The organism is Streptomyces sp. NPDC056948 (genome assembly GCF_042674225.1).
Lineage (GTDB): Bacteria > Actinomycetota > Actinomycetes > Streptomycetales > Streptomycetaceae > Streptomyces > Streptomyces purpurascens.
On the sequence record NZ_JBHUQX010000079.1, the window covers coordinates 1 to 18,312 of the forward strand.

At 70.9% G+C, this 18,312-nt stretch carries 16 protein-coding genes; 8 read left to right on the top strand and 8 right to left on the bottom strand.

All coding sequences use genetic code 11. From position 1 onward, the window contains the following. Positions 1-58: 58 nt before the first annotated feature. The gene (glnA, locus tag ACFTZL_RS13065; RefSeq protein ID WP_184596240.1) at positions 59-1,420 is read right to left on the bottom strand and encodes a type I glutamate--ammonia ligase; all 1,362 of its coding nucleotides are present in this window, start codon (positions 1,418-1,420) and stop codon (positions 59-61) included. A 295-nt stretch (positions 1,421-1,715) separates the two neighbouring features. On the opposite strand from glnA, the gene ACFTZL_RS13070 reads away from it, so the two are divergent. Continuing rightward, positions 1,716-2,900, top strand: coding sequence for a globin domain-containing protein (locus ACFTZL_RS13070; RefSeq protein ID WP_382581040.1), 1,185 nt, complete (start codon positions 1,716-1,718; stop codon positions 2,898-2,900). 18 nt (positions 2,901-2,918) lie between these two features. Here ACFTZL_RS13070 and ACFTZL_RS13075 read toward each other — a convergent pair whose 3' ends face one another. Continuing rightward, positions 2,919-3,365: an RrF2 family transcriptional regulator gene (locus ACFTZL_RS13075; RefSeq protein ID WP_382581042.1), complete on the bottom strand. Its 447-nt coding sequence runs from the start codon at positions 3,363-3,365 to the stop codon at positions 2,919-2,921. 220 nt (positions 3,366-3,585) lie between these two features. Here ACFTZL_RS13075 and ACFTZL_RS13080 point away from each other — a divergent pair, with 220 nt between their 5' ends. From ACFTZL_RS13080 to ACFTZL_RS13095, 4 genes are all read left to right on the top strand, one after another. Further along, a complete protein-coding gene (locus ACFTZL_RS13080) occupies positions 3,586-4,257 on the top strand; it encodes a DUF3105 domain-containing protein (RefSeq protein ID WP_382581044.1) in 672 nt (223 codons plus the stop codon). Beyond that, entirely contained in the window at positions 4,254-4,871 is a 618-nt protein-coding gene (locus ACFTZL_RS13085) for a DUF305 domain-containing protein (protein WP_382581046.1), read from the top strand. The genes ACFTZL_RS13080 and ACFTZL_RS13085 overlap by 4 nt, the downstream gene beginning before the upstream one ends. A 174-nt stretch (positions 4,872-5,045) precedes the next feature. Then, positions 5,046-6,989, top strand: a complete 1,944-nt coding sequence (locus ACFTZL_RS13090; RefSeq protein WP_382581048.1) for a protease pro-enzyme activation domain-containing protein — start codon at positions 5,046-5,048, stop codon at positions 6,987-6,989. Positions 6,990-7,065: 76 nt separating this feature from the next. Next, positions 7,066-8,820: an NAD+ synthase gene (locus ACFTZL_RS13095; RefSeq protein ID WP_382581050.1), complete on the top strand. Its 1,755-nt coding sequence runs from the start codon at positions 7,066-7,068 to the stop codon at positions 8,818-8,820. Between the two features lie 10 nt (positions 8,821-8,830). Here ACFTZL_RS13095 and ACFTZL_RS13100 read toward each other — a convergent pair whose 3' ends face one another. Both ACFTZL_RS13100 and ACFTZL_RS13105 read right to left on the bottom strand, forming a co-directional pair. Then, positions 8,831-10,111: an SGNH/GDSL hydrolase family protein gene (locus ACFTZL_RS13100; protein ID WP_382581052.1), complete on the bottom strand. Its 1,281-nt coding sequence runs from the start codon at positions 10,109-10,111 to the stop codon at positions 8,831-8,833. Positions 10,112-10,255: 144 nt separating this feature from the next. After that, a complete protein-coding gene (locus ACFTZL_RS13105; protein WP_382581054.1) occupies positions 10,256-10,795 on the bottom strand; it encodes a CGNR zinc finger domain-containing protein in 540 nt (179 codons plus the stop codon). An 82-nt stretch (positions 10,796-10,877) separates the two neighbouring features. Between ACFTZL_RS13105 and ACFTZL_RS13110 the strand changes: the two genes are divergently transcribed. After that, entirely contained in the window at positions 10,878-11,591 is a 714-nt protein-coding gene (locus tag ACFTZL_RS13110) for a haloacid dehalogenase type II (RefSeq protein ID WP_382581056.1), read from the top strand. Between the two features lie 13 nt (positions 11,592-11,604). After that, positions 11,605-12,183, top strand: coding sequence for an O-methyltransferase (locus ACFTZL_RS13115; RefSeq protein ID WP_382581058.1), 579 nt, complete (start codon positions 11,605-11,607; stop codon positions 12,181-12,183). A 91-nt stretch (positions 12,184-12,274) separates the two neighbouring features. Here the strand turns inward: ACFTZL_RS13115 and ACFTZL_RS13120 are convergent, their stop codons facing one another. The 4 genes from ACFTZL_RS13120 to ACFTZL_RS13135 form a co-directional block, all read right to left on the bottom strand. Then, positions 12,275-13,492 (bottom strand): MFS transporter, encoded by a 1,218-nt coding sequence (locus ACFTZL_RS13120; RefSeq protein WP_382581060.1) that lies wholly within the window; start codon positions 13,490-13,492, stop codon positions 12,275-12,277. A 97-nt stretch (positions 13,493-13,589) separates the two neighbouring features. Further along, positions 13,590-14,549 carry an endonuclease/exonuclease/phosphatase family protein gene (locus ACFTZL_RS13125; RefSeq protein ID WP_382581082.1) on the bottom strand — a complete coding sequence of 320 codons (960 nt, stop codon included), beginning with the start codon at positions 14,547-14,549 and terminating at the stop codon, positions 13,590-13,592. Positions 14,550-14,817: 268 nt separating this feature from the next. Beyond that, positions 14,818-15,468, bottom strand: a complete 651-nt coding sequence (locus ACFTZL_RS13130; protein ID WP_382581062.1) for a TetR/AcrR family transcriptional regulator — start codon at positions 15,466-15,468, stop codon at positions 14,818-14,820. Positions 15,469-15,514: 46 nt separating this feature from the next. Further along, positions 15,515-17,116, bottom strand: a complete 1,602-nt coding sequence (locus tag ACFTZL_RS13135; RefSeq protein WP_382581064.1) for an MFS transporter — start codon at positions 17,114-17,116, stop codon at positions 15,515-15,517. Positions 17,117-17,317: 201 nt separating this feature from the next. Between ACFTZL_RS13135 and panB the strand changes: the two genes are divergently transcribed. After that, on the top strand, positions 17,318-18,193 hold the full coding sequence (gene panB, locus ACFTZL_RS13140; protein ID WP_382581066.1) for a 3-methyl-2-oxobutanoate hydroxymethyltransferase: 876 nt from the start codon (positions 17,318-17,320) through the stop codon (positions 18,191-18,193). Positions 18,194-18,312 lie beyond the last annotated feature (119 nt).

Below are 18,312 nucleotides of genomic sequence, written 5' to 3' on the forward strand. Positions count from 1 at the left end.
GTCCACGACCGTCGGCCCCGTCTGCCGTATCAGCGGGAAAGCCCGCGCCGACCTGCCCCTACAGCGCCGGAAGGTTCTTCCGCAGCTCGAACGCCGTGACCTCCGAGCGGTACTCCTCCCACTCCTGCCGCTTGTTGCGCAGGAAGAAGTCGAAGACGTGCTCGCCGAGGGTCTCGGCGACCAGGTCGCTGCGTTCCATCAGGGTCAGGGCCTCGCCGAGGTTCTGCGGGAGCGGTTCGATGCCCATCGCGCGGCGCTCGGCGTCGGAGAGGGCCCAGACGTCGTCCTCGGCGCCCGGCGGGAGCTCGTAGCCCTCCTCGATGCCCTTGAGACCGGCGGCGAGGAGGAGCGCGTAGGCCAGGTAGGGGTTCGCGCCCGAGTCCAGGGAGCGGACCTCCACCCGCGCCGAGCCCGTCTTGCCGGGCTTGTACATCGGGACGCGGACCAGCGCCGAGCGGTTGTTGTGGCCCCAGCAGATGTACGACGGGGCCTCGCCGCCCGCGCCCGCCGTGCGCTCCGCGCCGCCCCAGATGCGCTTGTAGGAGTTGACCCACTGGTTGGTGACCGCGGAGATCTCCGCCGCGTGCCGCAGCAGGCCCGCGATGAAGGAGCGGCCCACCTTCGAGAGCTGGTACTCCGAGCCCGACTCGTAGAAGGCGTTGCGGTCGCCCTCGAAGAGCGACAGGTGCGTGTGCATGCCGCTGCCCGGGTGCTCGGAGAACGGCTTCGGCATGAACGTCGCCTGGACGCCCTGCTCCAGCGCCACCTGCTTCATGACCAGGCGGAACGTCATGATGTTGTCGGCCGTGGAGAGCGCGTCGGCGTACCGCAGGTCGATCTCCTGCTGGCCCGGGGCGCCCTCGTGGTGGGAGAACTCGACCGAGATGCCCATCGACTCCAGCATGGTGATCGCCTGGCGGCGGAAGTCCATGCCGACGTTGGTCGGGGTGTGGTCGAAGTAGCCGGAGTTGTCGGCGGGCGTCGGACGGCTGCCGTCCAGCGGCCGGTCCTTCAGCAGGAAGAACTCGATCTCCGGGTGGGTGTAGAACGTGAAGCCCAGGTCGGAGGTCCGGGCCAGGGCGCGCTTGAGGACGTAGCGCGGGTCGGCGAAGGACGGGGAGCCGTCCGGCATGAGGATGTCGCAGAACATGCGGGCCGTGCCCGGGGCCTCCGCACGCCAGGGCAGGATCTGGAAGGTCGACGGGTCCGGCTTGGCGATCATGTCGGACTCGTAGACCCGGGCGAAGCCCTCGATCGCGGAGCCGTCGAAGCCGATGCCCTCGTCGAAGGCCTGTTCCAGCTCGGCCGGGGCCACGGCGACGGACTTGAGGAAGCCCAGCACGTCCGTGAACCACAGCCGTACGAACCGGATGTCGCGCTCCTCCAAGGTCCGGAGCACGAACTCCTGCTGCTTGTCCATCTTCCGCTTCCCCATCCTTGCTGGTCAGGCCGCCTTCTCTTCCGTACCACGGGAGGCGGTCGGGCACCTGAGCATCCCACCACACCACCATTTCGTACGCGTTGCGCACCATGATCGCCCGGCCGGCCCGGGGCCGAACGCCTCACGTACGGCAGGTGAACTGCTCTTCCGCCCATAGTGCCTGCTGACGGCGACATCCGTAACGGCCGGTCCGCTTCGCTGCTCCACCCGCTTAATTTGCATCTCAGATGCAACTTTAAATACCGTGCTCCCAGTCGAGCACCGAGGAGCCCCGATGCTGTCCGAGCAGTCCGCCGCCACCGTCCGCGCCACACTCCCCGCCGTCGGCGGAGCCCTCGGCGCGATCACCGAGCGCTTCTACGCCGGCCTGTTCGCGGCCCGCCCCGAGCTGCTGCGGGACCTGTTCAACCGGGGCAACCAGGCCGCCGGCACCCAGCGGCAGGCGCTCGCAGGCTCCGTCGCCGCCTTCGCGACGCATCTGCTGGACCGTCCGGAGCAGCGGCCGGACGCGATGCTGCAGCGCATCGCCCACAAACACGCCTCGCTCGGCGTCACGCCCGAGCAGTACGACCTCGTCCACGAGCACCTGTTCGCCGCCATCGCCGAGGTGCTCGGCGACGCCGTGACGCCCGAGGTCGCCGCCGCCTGGGACGAGGTCTACTGGCTGATGGCGAACGCCCTGATCGCCGTCGAGAAGCGGCTGCGCGAGGAGAGCGGCGGGCCCGACTGGCGGACCTGGGAAGTCGTCGAGCGCGTCACCGAGACCGACGACGTCGCCACGTTCCGGCTGCGGCCCGCCGACGGCGGCCCGGTGCGCGACTTCCTCGCGGGCCAGTACGTCTCCGTCCGCGTCGCCCTTCCGGACGGCGCCCGGCAGATACGGCAGTACAGCCTCTCCGGTGCGCCGGGACCGCTGCTCCGGCAGATCAGCGTGAAGCGCGTGCAGGGGGACGACGCTCCCGACGGCGAGGTCTCGAACCACCTCCACGCGCGCGTGCGGGAGGGCGACGTCCTCGAGCTGTCGGAGCCCTACGGCGACCTGGTCCTGGACGCCGGCCCCGACACACCGCTGCTGCTGGCCTCGGCGGGCATCGGCGTGACCCCCATGACCGCGATGCTGGCGCACCTCGCCGGCTCGGATCACCGCGCCCCGGTCACCGTCGTACACGGCGACCGCTCACCCGCCACCCACGCCCTGCGCACCGACCACGAGGCCTACGCGGACAAGCTTCCGGAGTCGGCCGTCCACCTCTGGTATGAGCAGGACGCCCCTGCGGGCACCCACTCCGGGCTGGTCGACCTCGCCGGCGTCCCGGTCGCGCCGGGTACGCGCGCGTACCTGTGCGGGCCGCTGCCGTTCATGCGGGCGGTACGCGCCCAGCTGATCGCGAAGGGCGTGGCCCCGGCCGACATCCACTACGAGGTGTTCGGGCCGGACCTGTGGCTGGCAGGGCGGTAGCCGTAGGGGCGCAGGCGCTCAGTCGGGGCGCTCGCTTCCTCGCGAGATCCCCAGCAGCAGCGCCGCGGTCGGCTCCGCCACGATGTCCCGGACCGTGACCGGGTCCAGTGAGGTGAAGAACGCCTCCTGGGCCCGGCGCAGGGCGCCGCGCAGCCGGCAGGCGGAGTTCAGGGGGCAGGGGGTGGCGCCCTCGCAGTCGACGACGTCGCCGTCGCCCTCGAAGGCGCGCACCAGGGCGCCCACGGACGCCGTACGGCCCTGCTCCGTCAGGGTGAGGCCGCCGCCGCGGCCGCGGCGGGCCTCGAGCAGCCCCATGTGCTGGAGCTCGGCGACGACTTTCGCCAGGTGTGTGTACGGCACGTCCATGCCGTCCGCGACCTCCCGGGTCGTCGGACTCGACTCGCCCGCGACGGCGAGCCGCATGAGGACCCGCAGGGCGAGGTCGGTGGAACGCAGCAGCCGCATGCACGCAGCGTAGGTAATGGGAATCTGCGGTTCAAATTTTCCGTCGGGTCACAGAACGGCAGGACGGAACGGCAGGCCGGAGAACGGACCCGAAGCTGTCGGGCACCTGTCGGTGCCGTATCGATTCAGCCCATTCCCGCTGCCGCTCTACGAGGCGCCCTGCTCCCCCCATTACGATCAGCCCACCCGACCGTCCCACCTTTCCCACGAAGGACACCTCATGGGCTCCGCCAACAAGAGCAGCACCGGACGCAAAGCGCGGATAGAGGAGATGCGGCGCGCCGAGCAGTCCCGTGAGCGCCGCAACCGGATCCTCGTCATCGCGGCCAGCGTGGTGGTCGTGTGCGGTCTCGTCGGCGGCGGTGTCGTGCTCGTGCGGTCGCAGTCCGACGACGGCGGCAGTGACACCGCCGCCGCGAGCGACACCTCGGGCAAGGGGAAGTTCGTCACGGGCAAGGACGGCGTGAAGACCTGGCAGGGGAAGCTGTCCCGCACCCACGTCGCCAAGGCCGTGAAGTACGCCTCCGAGCCGCCGGTCGGCGGCGACCACAACCAGGCCTGGATGAACTGCAACGGGGACGTCTACACCAAGGAACTCGACAACACCAACGCCGTGCATTCGCTGGAGCACGGCGCGGTGTGGGTGACGTACAACGCCGACGCCAAGAAGGCCGACATCGACGCGCTCGCGGCGAAGGTGAAGAAGACGCCGTACACGCTGATGAGCCCGATGGACGACCAGAAGGACCCGATCATGCTCTCGGCGTGGGGCCACCAGCGCACGGTGACGGGCGCGAGCGACCCGAACGTCGACAAGTTCTTCGAGAAGTTCGTCCAGGGCGAGCAGACGCCCGAGCCGGGGGCCGCCTGCACGAACGGGCTGTCGCAGTGAGGCACGTCGGTCTGATCGCCGGGGCCGCCGCGACGGCGCTCGTCGCGGCCGGGGCGATCACCTACGCCGTCGCCGGGGACGACGGCAGCAGCCGGACCCCCTCCGCCGAGTCCGCGGACGCCGGGTTCGCGCGGGACATGGCGGTGCACCACCAGCAGGCCGTGGAGATGTCGTACATCGTGCGCGACCGCACCGAGGACGAGGACGTGCGGCGCCTCGCCTACGACATCGCGCAGACCCAGGCCAACCAGCGCGGCATGATGATCGGCTGGCTCGATCTGTGGGGGCTGCCCAAGGTGTCCTCCGAACCGATGGCCTGGATGGACATGGGAGGCATGGCCTCCGGCAAGGACGGCGCGCTGATGCCCGGCATGGCCACCAACACCGAGCTGAAGAAGCTCGGCACGCTGAACGGCAAGCAGGCGGAGATCTTCTACCTCCAGCTCATGACGGACCATCACAAGGGCGGCGTCCACATGGCCGAGGGCTGTGTGGAGAAGTGCGCGGTCGGGGTGGAGAAGCGGCTCGCCCAGGGCATGGTGGAAGCGCAGCAGTCGGAGATCGGCCTGATGGCGGACCTGCTGAAGGAACGGGGCGCCGCGCCGCGCTCCTAGCGCAAGGCCCCCTTGGGGCGTAAGCCTCAAATCGCCCTGCCTTGCGGCGCCTTGGGCACTTCTTGGCCTGCGCAGGGCGCTTCTTGGGTTTCGCATTCCCCTGACATGAACGGTTCGTCGCCAGAGTGGCGACCGTCGAGTGATCCACTCGCGACGAACCGCACAGGGGGTTCCATGAGATCCAACCGCGCCAAGGTGCGCGCCGGAGTGAGCATCGCGGCGACACTGCCGATGCTCGCCGGTGCGCTGGCGCTCGGCATACCCGCGGCGCACGCCGCCGACCACCCGCTCCGCGACCTGCTGGCCGGGACCCGGCCCGCGTGGGCCACGGCCAAGGCCGACAAGGGCGCCACCTCCGACGGCACTCAGATGGCCGCCCGCGTATATCTCCGGGGCCGCGACGCCACCGGCCTCGCCGCCTACGCGAAGGCCGTGTCCGACCCGGCGTCGGCCTCGTACGGCAAGTACCTGACCGCCAAGAAGGCACAGGCCCGCTTCGGCGCGACCAAGGCCCAGGTGGCGGCCGTGAAGTCCTGGCTGACGGCCGCCGGCCTGAAGGTCACGGGGGTCACGCGGCACTACGTCTCCGTGACGGGTGACGTGGCCGCCGCCGAGAAGGCGTTCGGCGCCCAGCTTCACAACTTCGCCAAGGGCGCGAAGACCTACCGGGCCCCGGCGAGCACCGCCTCCGTCCCGGCGAGCCTGGCCGACGCCGTGCTGACCGTCACCGGCCTGGACAACGCGCCCCACATGGTCACGCACGACGACCAGTTGCCGCCGCCGGACACCGTGTTCCGCAACGCCGGGCCGTTCTCCTCGTACTACGGCTCCAAGACCGCGAGCACGCTGCCGGACGCCTACGGCACGAAGATCCCGTACGCCGTCAAGGGCTACACGGGCAAGCAGCTCCGGGCCGCCTACGGCGCGGGCACGCGCACCGGCAAGGGCGTCCGGGTCGCCATCACGGACGCGTACGCCTCGCCGACCATCGCCTACGACGCCGGCACCTACGCCAAGCGCAACGGCGACGCGGCGTGGAAGACCGGACAGCTGCACCAGGTGCTGCCCAAGAAGTACACGAACACCAAGGACTGCTCGGCCTCCGGCTGGTACGGCGAGGAGACCCTGGACGTCGAGGCCGTGCACGCGGTCGCGCCGGCATCCGACGTCACCTACGTGGGCGCCGCGTCCTGCACCGACGCCGACCTGCTCGACGCGCTCGGCAAGGTCGTCGACAACCACCTGGCCGACATCGTGTCCAACTCCTGGGGCGAGGTCGAGGCCGCGCAGACGCCCGACCTCGCGGCGGCCTACGACCAGGTCTTCCAGCTCGGCGCGGTCGAGGGCATCGGCTTCTACTTCTCCTCCGGCGACGACGGCGACGAGGTCGCGAGCTCCGGGACGAAGCAGGTCGACTCCCCGGCCAACTCGGCGTGGGTCACCGCCGTCGGCGGCACCTCGCTGGCCGTCGGCAAGGGCGACCAGTACCTCTGGGAGACCGGCTGGGGCACCGAGAAAGCCAATCTGTCGGCCGACGGCAAGAGCTGGACGGACTTCCCCGGCGCCTTCACCTCCGGCGCGGGCGGCGGCACCAGCAGGACGGTGGCGGAGCCGGGCTATCAGCAGGGCGTCGTACCGGACGCGCTGGCGAAGGCCAACGGCGCGGCCGGCAACCGTGTCGTCCCGGACATCGCGGCGATCGCCGACCCGAACACCGGCTTCCTGGTCGGCCAGACGCAGACCCAGCCGGACGGGAAATCGCAGGCGTACAGCGAGTACCGCATCGGCGGCACCTCGCTCGCCGCACCGACGATCGCGGCCATCCAGGCCCTGGCCCAGGAGGCCCGGGGCGGCCGGCCGATCGGCTTCGCCAACCCGGCGATCTACGCCAAGGCCGGCTCGAAGGCCTACCACGACGTCACCGACAACCCGACGGGCTCCGGCCTCGCCGTGGCCCGCGTCGACTTCGTGAACGGCTACGACACCGCGGACGGTCTGGCCACGTCCGTGCGCGGCCTGGGCAAGGACAGCTCGCTCGCGGCCGTGAAGGGCTACGACGACGTCACCGGCGTGGGCACGCCCGCGAACGGCTACGTCGAGTCGTACCGGCGCCGCTGAGCACCGCAAGGGAAAGGGGTGGCCTGGGGTGACCCAGGCCACCCCATTGTGTCGCTCTGACGATTACACTGGGCGCGTGCCTCAACTACGTCTCGCCCTGAACCAGATCGATTCGAGCGTCGGCGACCTCGCCGGGAACGCCGAGTCGATCGTCCGCTGGACCCGGCACTCCGCCGAGCAGGGAGCGCATCTCGTGGCGTTCCCCGAGATGGTGCTGACCGGGTATCCCGTCGAGGACCTGGCTCTCAGGTCGTCCTTCGTGGAGGCCTCCCGGGCGGCGCTCGGCGCTCTGGCCACCCGCCTGGCCGAGGAGGGCTTCGGCGAGCTGCCGGTGATCGTCGGCTATCTCGACCGCAGCGCGACCGCCCAGCCGAAGTACGGCCAGCCGGCCGGAGCGCCGCAGAACGCGGGGGCGGTGCTGTACGGCGGCGAGGTGGTCCTGAACTACGCCAAGCACCACCTGCCGAACTACGGCGTCTTCGACGAGTTCCGCTACTTCGTGCCCGGCGACAGCATGCCGGTCCTGCGCGTACATGGCGTGGATGTCGCCCTGGCCATCTGCGAGGACCTCTGGCAGGACGGCGGCCGGGTCCCGGCGGCGCGTTCGGCGCGGGCGGGCCTGCTGGTCTCGATCAACGCGTCCCCCTACGAGCGCAACAAGGACGACACGCGCCTGGACCTGGTCCGCAAGCGGGCCCAGGAGGCCGGCTGCACGACCGCGTACCTGGCCATGATCGGCGGCCAGGACGAGCTGGTGTTCGACGGTGACTCGATCGTCGTGGACAAGGACGGCGAGGTCGTGGCGCGGGCGCCGCAGTTCGCCGAGGGCTGCGTGGTCCTGGACCTGGACCTGCCGGCGGCGTCGGCGGACGCGCCCACAGGTGTCATCGACGACGGCCTCCGCATCGACCGGGTGGTCCTGTCGGAGGAGCCCCTGGCTCCCTACGAGCGGGAACTCTCCGGTGGCTACGCGGACCGCCTCGACGACGACGAGGAGGTCTACTCGGCGCTGGTCGTGGGCCTGCGGGCGTACGTCGCGAAGAACGGCTTCAAGTCGGTCCTGATCGGCATGTCGGGCGGCATCGACTCGGCGCTGGTCGCGGCGATCGCGTGCGACGCGGTGGGCGCGCAGAACGTGTACGGCGTGTCGATGCCGTCGAAGTACTCCTCGGACCACTCGAAGGACGACGCGGCGGAGATGGCCCACCGCACGGGCCTGAACTACCGGACCGTGGCCATCGAGCCGATGTTCGACGCGTACATGGGTTCGCTGGGCCTGACGGGCCTGGCGGAGGAGAACCTCCAGTCGCGCCTGCGCGGCACGCTCCTCATGGCCATCTCCAACCAGGAGGGCCACATCGTCCTGGCCCCCGGCAACAAGTCGGAACTGGCGGTCGGCTACTCGACGCTCTACGGCGACTCCGTCGGGGCGTACGGCCCCATCAAGGACGTGTACAAGACGTCGGTCTTCCGCCTGGCCGAGTGGCGCAACAGGGCCGCCCGGGAGCGCGGCCAGACCCCGCCGATCCCCGAGAACTCCATCACCAAGCCCCCGAGCGCGGAACTCCGGCCGGGCCAGGTCGACACGGACTCGCTCCCCGACTACCCGGTGCTGGACGCGATCCTCGACCTGTACGTCGACCACGACAAGGGCGCCGACGAGATCGTGGCGGCCGGCTTCGACCGGGAGCTGGTCACGAAGACACTGCGCATGGTCGACACGGCGGAGTACAAGCGGCGCCAGTACCCGCCGGGCACGAAGATCTCGGCGAAGGGCTTCGGGAAGGACCGACGGCTGCCGATCACCAACGGGTGGCGGGAGTCGGTCTGACGGGAGGGTCTCAGAGGGCGTCGAGGTCTACCGCGGCGGCGATGGCGTGGAACCCGGCTTCGTTCGGGTGCAGGCCGTCCCGGAAGACGTAGCCGGGGCGCGGCAGGGCCGGTTCGGCGGGGTCCGCGAGGGCGCGGTCGACGTCGAGGACGGCGTCGTACGCGCCGCTGGTGCGCATCCAGCGGTTGACCGCGGTACGGACCTTCTCGCCCCGCTCGGTGTACACCGGGAAGAGGGCGCCCTTCATGGGCAGGATGGTCGCGCCGACGGCCCTCACGCCGCGTGCGTGGGCGGCGCTGATCAGCTCTTTGTGGGCGTCGATGATCTGGCGTGCGGTCACCTGGGGTGCCGAGCCCATGCAGGGGTCGCCCATCGCGGGGGCACCGATGTCGTTGGCGCCCAGGTGGACGATCACCGTGCGCACGCCGGGACGCTCGAGCACGTCGCGCCGGAAGCGGGCGGTGGCCTTGTCCCCGTAGCAGGGGGAGTCGTTGAGGATCCGGTTTCCGCCGATGCCGGCGTTGACGACGTCCAGCGGGCGCCGGGCGGCGACGAGGCGTTCGGCAAGCTTGTCCGTGAAGCGGTTGTCGGCGCCGGGGGTGGCGCCTGTCCCGTCGATGAGCGAGTCGCCGAAGGCGACCACGGTGCCGCGCCGCGGGGAGGCCGCGCCGGACACCTCCACGCCGCTCAGGAAGTACCAGGCGTTCGTGGACTCCTTGAAGACGTCGCCGCCGGAGTCGGCCGGCCGGCGTCCCGAGGCACGGTACGAGGTGGCGGTGGTGAACCGGTGGAAGGTGGCCGGGCCGGTGCGGTCGGCGAAGTACAGGGTGACGGACAGCTTTTCCAGCGGGGAGGTGCGCAGCGCCTCGGCATCGCTGACGAGGTCCTGCCCTGCGGCGATGGTGGTGCCCTGGCTGCCGCCGAAGGTGAGCGAGCGTGTGGTGCCGGGCCAGACCTGGGCGTCGCCGGCGGACCGGCCGACGGTCGCGGCGGTGATCCGCAGCGGCGTGGTGCCGTACGCGTTGGACAGCCGGATCCTCAACGTCGAGCCGCCGGTCGCGACGCGGACCACTTGGCGCACGGACTGGTCGGCGAATCCCTCCCGAGACCAGTTGGCCCCCCAGTCCTCGCTGCCCTCGACGGGCCGCTGCACGGCCGCGCCCCACGCCCCGGTCCACACCGGGCCTTCGGCGGCGCGGGGCTGCTGCCGTGCGTCCTCGTGTCCGACGGCCGCCACGCCTGCTGCCGAGACGACGAGCGCGGTGAGCGCCGCCGCGGTGGCGGCGAGCACGCCTCGTCGTCCCGTCGTCTTCCACGGTCGTGGCCTCGCTGAATGCATCAGGGATCTCCTCGGTACGCGGTGATGAGGAGATCTCACCGTCCTTCGAGCCCGAGATCACCGGGGCTGTCCCCCGAATCCGCCTTCGGGTTGGCCCTACCCGGAGCCCCGTCTCCGCGCCCGATAGGCCGCTGCCTTGACCCGGTTCCCGCACTCCTCCATCCCGCACCACGCGCGCCGCGCACCCCGTGAGCGGTCGAGATAGATGCGGGTGCAGGCAGGGCGGCCGCACTCCTTGAGGCAGGCGTGGGGGTCGGCCAGCAAGGTGATACCGCTTCGGGCCAGTTGGGACAGGACCGCAGGGAGGTCCCCCGAGGCGTGCAGGCCCGTGTCTCTGAGCTCGAACGTGCACGGCGGCCCGGCAGCCGTGCCGTTGACGAGGTCGAGACTGCCCGGGTCGAAGGGGCGCTCGAGCACGCGGTCGAGGGCCAGTCGGTAGAGCGCTTCTCGCAGGGACAGCGCCGACTCGAAGGTCTGCCCGTCGGCGGTCACCCGGTCGGGAAGCCCGTCACACGCGGCCACCCACCGCTCGAGATCCACGGGCGCGGTCAGGAGGTCGACAGGCTGGTCCCGGCGGCTCAGCACGGTGCCGGTCAGGTCGAGGGCCGGGTCGCCGCTCACAAAGGTGAAAGACACGTCACCATCTTGACCGGTGACGGGACCGGTGACAATATCGTCACCCCCTTGAGTGGTGACATCGACACGACCGGGAGGACGTGTGGCCGAGATCCACGGCATCGAGGTCGTCGTCTTCGACGTCCTCGGAACGCTCGTCGATGAGTCCAGCGGGCTTCGAGCGGCGATTCGCGAAGCGACTCCCGCGTCCGACGAGGCGGCTGTCGACGCATGGGTCACCTCGTGGCAACAGCACTGCGAGCGCGAGCAGCAGAGCATCCAGCAAGGGCAACGCCCATACGTCAACACCGAGGTCATCGACGCGGAGGCCGCCCGGCTCGTGGCCGAGCAGGCCCGGATCGGCGATCCGGCGGTCGTCGACCGGCTGGCCACGGCGGGGCAGCGCCTGCCCCCGTGGGGCGACTCCGTCGCCGGTCTCGGGCGGCTCGCGCGGCGGTTCCCCGTGGTCGGGCTCTCCAACGCCAGTCGCACCGCCCTGCTGCGGCTCAACGCCCACGCCGGGCTGCGCTGGCATCAAGCCCTGTCCGCCGAGGCCGTCCACGCCTACAAACCCGCACCGGAGGTCTACCGGCTCGCCGTCGACACCGCCGGATGCCCACCGGAGCGCGTCCTCATGGTGGCCGCCCACGCCTGGGACCTGCGCGGAGCACAGGCGGCGGGCCTGCGGACCGCCTACGTCCGTCGGCCGGCCGGGGATCCGCCGACGAGTTCCGACGACTTCGACGGGCGGTTCGGCGGATTCGATCAATTGGCCAGTGCGCTGACAGACAGTCAGGTAGCGTCTGGCCCACTGTGAGGGGGGCCTGATCATGGCAGAGCAGCGTGCCGTTCCGTCCCGTGTCGTGGCCGCGGAGCGTCTCGCCGTCGAGGCCGGGTTCAAGAAGAGCTGCATCCCCGAGGTGGGCAGGCTGCTCCGCATGGCCGCCGCCTCGAAGCCGCACGGGGTCGTCGCCGAGAGCGGCACCGGCTCGGGCGTGGGAACCGCCTGGCTGCACAGCGGCCTTGGGGCCGATGCGCGTCTCGTCACCGTGGAGCGCGACGAGGAGCTGGCCCGGCGAGCGGCCGGTGTCTTCGCGGGCGACGACCGAGTGAGGGTGCTGACCGGGGACTGGCGGCTGCTCGAGCGGCATGCACCGTTCGACGTCTTCTTCTGCGACGGCGGGGGCAAGCGGGACGATCCCGGGCGGGTCGTCGAGTTGCTCGCTCCCGGCGGGATTCTCGTCCTGGACGACTTCACCCCGTCGGCCGACTGGCCACCCAGGTTCGAGGGCGACGTGGACGAGCTGCGGCTGTTCTACCTCACTCATCCGGACCTCGACGCCACCGAAGTCCTCACCACGCCCACCAGTTCGGCGGTCGTCGCGGCACGGCGCCAGACCCCCCGATGAGGCGCCAGACCCCCCGATGAACAGAGCGGCAGCCCGTGGGACCGACCCACGGACTGCCGCCCGAGTCACAGTGCCGGCGTACCGGCAGCCGTCAGTGGTGCACCGTTTCCGCCTCCTGCGGGACGTGGCTCGCCACGATCCGCTCGCGTCCGGCGGCCGGCGCCCGGCGCCGGTCCACCGTGTACGCCAGCGCCGCCACGGCCAGGCCGAGAACGGCCAGGGCCGCGCCGGCCAGGGCCGGGGAGGTGACCCCGAAGCCCGCGGCCAGGGCGAGGCCGCCGATCCAGGCGCCGCCCGCGTTGGCCAGGTTGAAGGCGGCCTGGTTGGCGGAGGAGGCCAGGGACGGGGCCGAGGAGGCCTTCTCCATGACCATGAGCTGGAGCGGGGAGCCGGTGGCGAAGGCCGCCATGCCGAGCAGGATCACGGCCACGGCCGCGGTCAGCTCCGTACGCATCAGCAGCGGGAAGAGCGCCAGCACCACCACGAGGGCCGTCAGGCCGCCGAACAGCGTGCCCCGCAGGGAGTGGTCGGCCAGCCGGCCGCCCAGCAGGTTGCCGGCGGTCGCGCCGACGCCGAACAGCGCCAGCAGCAGGGTCACGCTGGCACCGGCGTAGCCGGCGGCGTCCGTGAGCATCGGCGTGATGTAGCTGTACGCCGAGAAGAGGGCGCCGAAGCCCGCGACCGTCGTGCCGAGCGACAGCCAGACCGGGAGGGAACGCAGGGCGGCGAGTTCGCCGCGCAGGCCCTGTGCGGTGGTGTGCTCGTGGTCGTGCGGGATCAGGAACGCGAGCGCGGCGATCGCCGCCAGGCCGATGGCGCTGACGCCGAGGAAGGTCGCCCTCCAGCCGAGGTTCTGGCCCATGAGGGTCGCCACGGGCACGCCCGCGACGTTCGCGACCGTCAGGCCGAGGAACATCAGGGAGACCGAGCGCGCCTTGCGCTCCGGGGCGACCATGTTGGTCGCGACGACGGCGCCCACACCGAAGAAGGCGCCGTGCGGCAGGCCGCTCAGGAAGCGGGCCGCCAGCAGCCAGCCGTTGTCGGGCGCCAGGGCCGACAGGGCGTTGCCCGCGACGAACAGTCCCATCAGGCTGATCAGGACCGTGCGGCGGGACATCCGGGCGGTGACCGCGGCCAGCAACGGGGCGCCGATGACGACGCCCAGCGCGTACGCCGACACCAGATGGCCGGCGCTGGGTATCGAGATGTGCAGGTCGTCCGCGACATCGGGCAGCAGCCCCATCATCACGAACTCGGTGGTACCGATGCCGAAGGCGCCCACGGCGAGGGCGAGCAGGGCCAGGGGCATGAGGAAGCCTTTCGAGTCTTGCTGGGGGATCCGTACTTTCGTATGTTCAAGTACGGAACAAAGTCTCTCAGGCCTGCTATTCCACCTATGGCCCTACTCAGCCGTCTGTGGCGACCTTCACACGGGCGGCGATGGGCAGATGGTCACTGCCCGTCTCCGGGAGGGTCCAGGAGCTCTCCGGATTCAGGCCCCTGACCATGATCTGGTCGATGCGCGCCATCGGGAACGACGCCGGCCAGCTGAACCCGAAGCCGTTGCCGGCCGCGCCCTGCGTGGAGCGCATCTGCGAGGTGACGGCGTTGAGCGCCCGGTCGTTCATGGTGCCGTTCAGATCGCCGAGCAGCACGACGTTCCTCAGCGGCTCGTGCGAGATGGCCTCGCCCAGGAACTCCGCGCTCCGGTCGCGCTGCCGGGCCGTGAAGCCGGCCTCCACCTTGACGCGTACCGACGGCAGGTGGGCGACGTAGACCGCGACCTGCCCGGCCGGGGAGGTCACGGTGGCGCGCATCGCCCGGGTCCAGCCCATGTCGATGTCGACGGCCCGCACACCGGTCAGCGGGTACTTGCTCCACACCCCGACCGTGCCCTCCACCGAGTGGTAGCGGTAGGTCGACGCCAGCGCCTTCTCGTACGTCGGGACCGCGGACGCCGTCAGCTCCTCCAGGGCCAGCACGTCGGCGCCGGAGGCGGCCACGTCACGGGCGGTGCCGGCCGGGTCCGGGTTGTCGGCGTTGACGTTGTGCGTGGCCACGGTGAGGTCGCCGCCGGTGACGGTCTTGTCGCTGAGCTGGCCGCCGAAGAGGTTCAGCCAGACCAGCGACGGCAGCAGCAGCGCGATCAGCGCGGTCGCCGACCTGCGGACCACGGCGAGCACGAGCAGCACCGGGACGAGGAGCCCCAGCCAGGGCAGGAACGTCTCGATGAGGCTGCCCAGATTGCCGATGGTGTTGGGGATGTGCGAGTGCACCAGCATGATTACGGCCAGCAGCACCGCGCCCGCGGCCACGAACAGACCGCGCCGCCACATCCTCGGGTCGCCGCGCCGGCCGCCGGACATACGGTCGAACAGGCGGCGAAGCCGGTTTCCCCGGCGCTCGGGCCCCGAGCCGCCGTTGTCCGTCTCCGTCATGTACGCCTGCTGCGCCATACCGTCGCCTCACTGCCTGCCGTGCACACCATCGCCCCCGTGTCATTACGACCCTAGGGGATGATCCGTTCCGTTCCCGCCGTCCTTCGACGGCCGTACGGGGGCGAGGACGAACGAGTCAGCGCGGCGAGTTCCGGTCACCGCCTGTGAAAGCGCCCTCTGTGACGAAACGCGCACACTAGGACGGCCGCGAGACCGAACTGACGGAGGGTGAGCTGCCAGGACGCAGCCCTTCGAGCAGCGTGTCGACGACCTGTTCGGCGAGGCCCTCCGGCAGCTCGGCGTCCGGGTACAGGACGGCACGCAGGAGCAGGGGGCCGACGAACAGGTCGTTGAGCAGGTCGAGGTCGACGTCCGTGCGCAGCTCGCCGTTCTCCTGGCCGCGGCGCAGCACCTCCATGCCGAGCCTGCGGCGCGGGGCGATGACGGTGGAGTGGTACGCCGCCCAGATCTTCGGGCTGCTCTTCATCTGGGCGTGCACGCTGTGCAGGATCGCCGACGAGCGGTTGGCCAGGCCGCGCCTGCGCACCTGCTCCAGCAGGACCACGAGGTCGTCGCGCATGGAGGTGCCGGGGAGCGGCGGGTCGGGGGGTTCGGCGGCGCGTACGACGTCGACGAAGAGTTCCTCCTTGCCGCTCCAGCGGCGGTAGATGGTGGCCTTGCCGACGCCGGCGGTACGCGCGACGCGCTCGATGGACAGCTCCGCGAGGGGCACGCCCTCCTCCAGGAGCCTCATCACTCCCTCGATGATGGCGCGTTCGACGGCCTCGCTTCTGGGGCGGCCCCTCGGGGGGCCGTCGTTCGGGGGGTGCCGTTCGGCGAGGCTCACGTCGCTCCGTCCTTTGCTGGCTGGTGAGATGCATTGTCGCGCAGGGTCACGACCGCGCGTCCGACAACTCCTTCTCCTCCTCCCCCTGCTCGGGTGCCGGGGGCTTCCCGGGCAGGAACAGCGCCACGACGACCGTGCCGATCAGCGCGACGCCCGCGCCCCACAGGGCCGTGATGTGCATCGCGTGCAGGAACGCGTCGTAGGCGGGGGTGACGAGGGCCTTGCCCTCGGGGCCGAGCTTCGCCGCGACGCCGAGCGTGGCCTCGATGGACTCGCCCGCGGTATGGCGTACGGCGGGCGGCAGCACGCCGAGCCTGTCGTCGATGCCGGTGCGGTACGCCGTGGACAGCACCGAGCCGAGGACGGCGATGCCGAGGGCGCCGCCGACCTGCCGGAAGGTGTTGCTGAGCGCGGAGGCCGAGCCGGCCTTCTCGCGGGGCAGGGCCTGCATGATGACGACGCTGACCGGGGTCATGATGTGCGCCATGCCGGTGCCCATGAGGAAGAAGATGACTTCCAGGATCCAGATGGGCGTGTCCGCGTCCAGGGTGGCGAAGGCGGCCAGCGTCGCGGCGATGACCAGCATTCCGGCGGTCGTGGTGGCCTTGTTGCCGAAGCGGTCGACCAGCAGCCGGGCCCGCGGCGCGAAGATCATCTGGGCGGCGGCCAGCGGCAGCATCAGCAGGCCGGTCTGCAGCGGCGAGTAGCCGCGCACGCTCTGCGTGTAGAAGACCGAGAAGAACGTCACGCCCATCAGGGCGAAGAACACCAGCGCGATGGCGGCGATGGCGGCCGAGAAGACCTTGTTCTTGAAGTACGTGACGTCGATGGAGGGGTGGTCGCTGCGCTTCTCGAACACCACGAAGGCGACGAGGACGGCGAGGCCGGCGCCGATCGTCGACAGCACGGTGGCGTCGGTGAAGTCGGCGAGCTGGCCGCCCTTGATGATGCCGTAGACGAGGAGGACCAGGCCGACGACGGAGAGCACGACGCCGACGGGGTCGATACGGCCCGGGTGCGGGTCGCGGGAGTCGGGCACCAGCCACAGCATCAGCGCGAGGGCGAGCAGCACGATCGGCACGTTGATGAGGAAGACCGAGCCCCACCAGAAGTGGTCGAGGAGCACGCCGCCGGTGATGGGCCCGATGGCGATGGCGAGGCCGACGCCGCCGGCCCAGATGCCGATGGCCTTCGGCTGCTCCTCGCGCTCGAAGACGTTCATGAGGACGGCGAGGGTGGCGGGCATGACGAACGCGGCACCCAGGCCCATCACGGACCGGAAGGCGATCAGCTCCCCCGGCGAGCCGGAGAACGCGGCGAGCGCGGAGCCGATGCCGAACACCGCGAGGCCGCCGAGCAGGACCTTCTTGCGGCCCAGCCGGTCGCCGAGCAGTCCGGCGGTGAACAGCAGGCCCGCGAAGACGAGGGTGTAGGCGTTGATCGCCCACTCCAGCTCGCTCTGCGTGGCCCCCAGGCCGGTCGGGGCCGGGGTGGAGATCGTCTTGATGGCGACGTTCAGGATCGAGTTGTCGAGGACGACGATCAGCAGGCTCAGCATCAGCACACCGAGGATCGCCCAGCGGCGCCGGTGCACCGCTTCCGGTATCCGGGGGCCGGTGGGGGCGGCGCGGTCGGCAGGAGTAGTCATGCCGACGAGCGTAGAACCATTTCGATACGAGACCGTCTCGTATTGGAATACTTTTACCGAGCTCTTACGCACCCTGTGCTTCGGGCCGCCGGGCGGAACTCACAGGGGCTCCCCTAGCCCTGACTGGCACGAGGTGCCACCATGGACGTGGTCCGGGGACGCCGTCAGGGCGCCTCGAGATGACGTGTAAGGAGCCGTGCAATGACGCAGCTTTCGGCTGCCCACACCGAGCGGACGAAGCCCTCCGACGGCGGCAAGGCGCTGTACGGAGGCAAGGGCACCCGCCGCATCACCGTGCGCGACATCGCCGCCGCCAAGGAGCGGGGCGAGAAGTGGCCCATGCTCACCGCCTACGACGCGATGACCGCGTCCGTCTTCGACGAGGCCGGCATCCCGGTCATGCTCGTCGGCGACTCGGCGGGCAACTGCCACCTGGGGTACGAGTCGACCGTGCCCGTCACCCTCGACGAGATGACCATGCTGTCGGCGGCGGTCGTACGGGGCACCTCGCGCGCCCTGATCGTCGGCGACCTGCCCTTCGGCTCCTACCAGGAGGGTCCGGTGCAGGCGCTGCGCTCGGCGACCCGGCTGGTGAAGGAGGCGGGCGTGCAGGCCGTGAAGCTGGAAGGGGGCGAGCGGTCGCACGAGCAGATCCGGCTGCTCGTCGAGTCCGGCATCCCGGTCATGGCGCACATCGGCCTGACCCCGCAGTCCGTCAACGCGATGGGCTACCGCGTGCAGGGGCGGGGCGAGGAGGCGGCCCAGCAGTTGCTGCGGGACGCGAAGGCCGTGCAGGACGCGGGCGCGTTCGCGGTGGTGCTGGAGCTGGTCCCGGCGGAGCTGGCGGCCGAGGTGACACGGGTGCTGCAGATTCCGACGGTGGGGATCGGGGCCGGCCCCGAGACCGACGCGCAGGTGCTGGTGTGGACCGACATGCTGGGTCTGACCGGCGGGCGCGTCCCCAAGTTCGTGAAGCAGTACGCCGACCTGCGTGAGGTCATGGGCAACGCGGTGAAGGCGTTCGCCGAGGATGTCGTCGGCGGAACGTTCCCGCAGGAGGAGCACTCCGTCCACTAGAGCCACAGCGGTACCACGGACGGCCCGCCGACCTTCCCCCAGTCGGCGGGCCGTTTCCGTGCCGGGGCCCCGACACGGTCTGTCGGTGGCTTGTCGGTGGTTTGTCGGTGGGCCCTGAG

Coding starts and splice junctions, on each gene's coding strand:
- ACFTZL_RS13070 (WP_382581040.1), top strand. CDS start 1,716: ATGCTGTCCGAGCAGTCCGCCGCCACCGTCCGCGCCACACTCCCCGCC.
- glnA (WP_184596240.1), bottom strand. CDS start 1,420: ATGGACAAGCAGCAGGAGTTCGTGCTCCGGACCTTGGAGGAGCGCGAC.
- ACFTZL_RS13080 (WP_382581044.1), top strand. CDS start 3,586: ATGGGCTCCGCCAACAAGAGCAGCACCGGACGCAAAGCGCGGATAGAG.
- panB (WP_382581066.1), top strand. CDS start 17,318: ATGACGCAGCTTTCGGCTGCCCACACCGAGCGGACGAAGCCCTCCGAC.
- ACFTZL_RS13135 (WP_382581064.1), bottom strand. CDS start 17,116: ATGACTACTCCTGCCGACCGCGCCGCCCCCACCGGCCCCCGGATACCG.
- ACFTZL_RS13120 (WP_382581060.1), bottom strand. CDS start 13,492: ATGCCCCTGGCCCTGCTCGCCCTCGCCGTGGGCGCCTTCGGCATCGGT.
- ACFTZL_RS13125 (WP_382581082.1), bottom strand. CDS start 14,549: ATGTCCGGCGGCCGGCGCGGCGACCCGAGGATGTGGCGGCGCGGTCTG.
- ACFTZL_RS13115 (WP_382581058.1), top strand. CDS start 11,605: ATGGCAGAGCAGCGTGCCGTTCCGTCCCGTGTCGTGGCCGCGGAGCGT.
- ACFTZL_RS13075 (WP_382581042.1), bottom strand. CDS start 3,365: ATGCGGCTGCTGCGTTCCACCGACCTCGCCCTGCGGGTCCTCATGCGG.
- ACFTZL_RS13090 (WP_382581048.1), top strand. CDS start 5,046: ATGAGATCCAACCGCGCCAAGGTGCGCGCCGGAGTGAGCATCGCGGCG.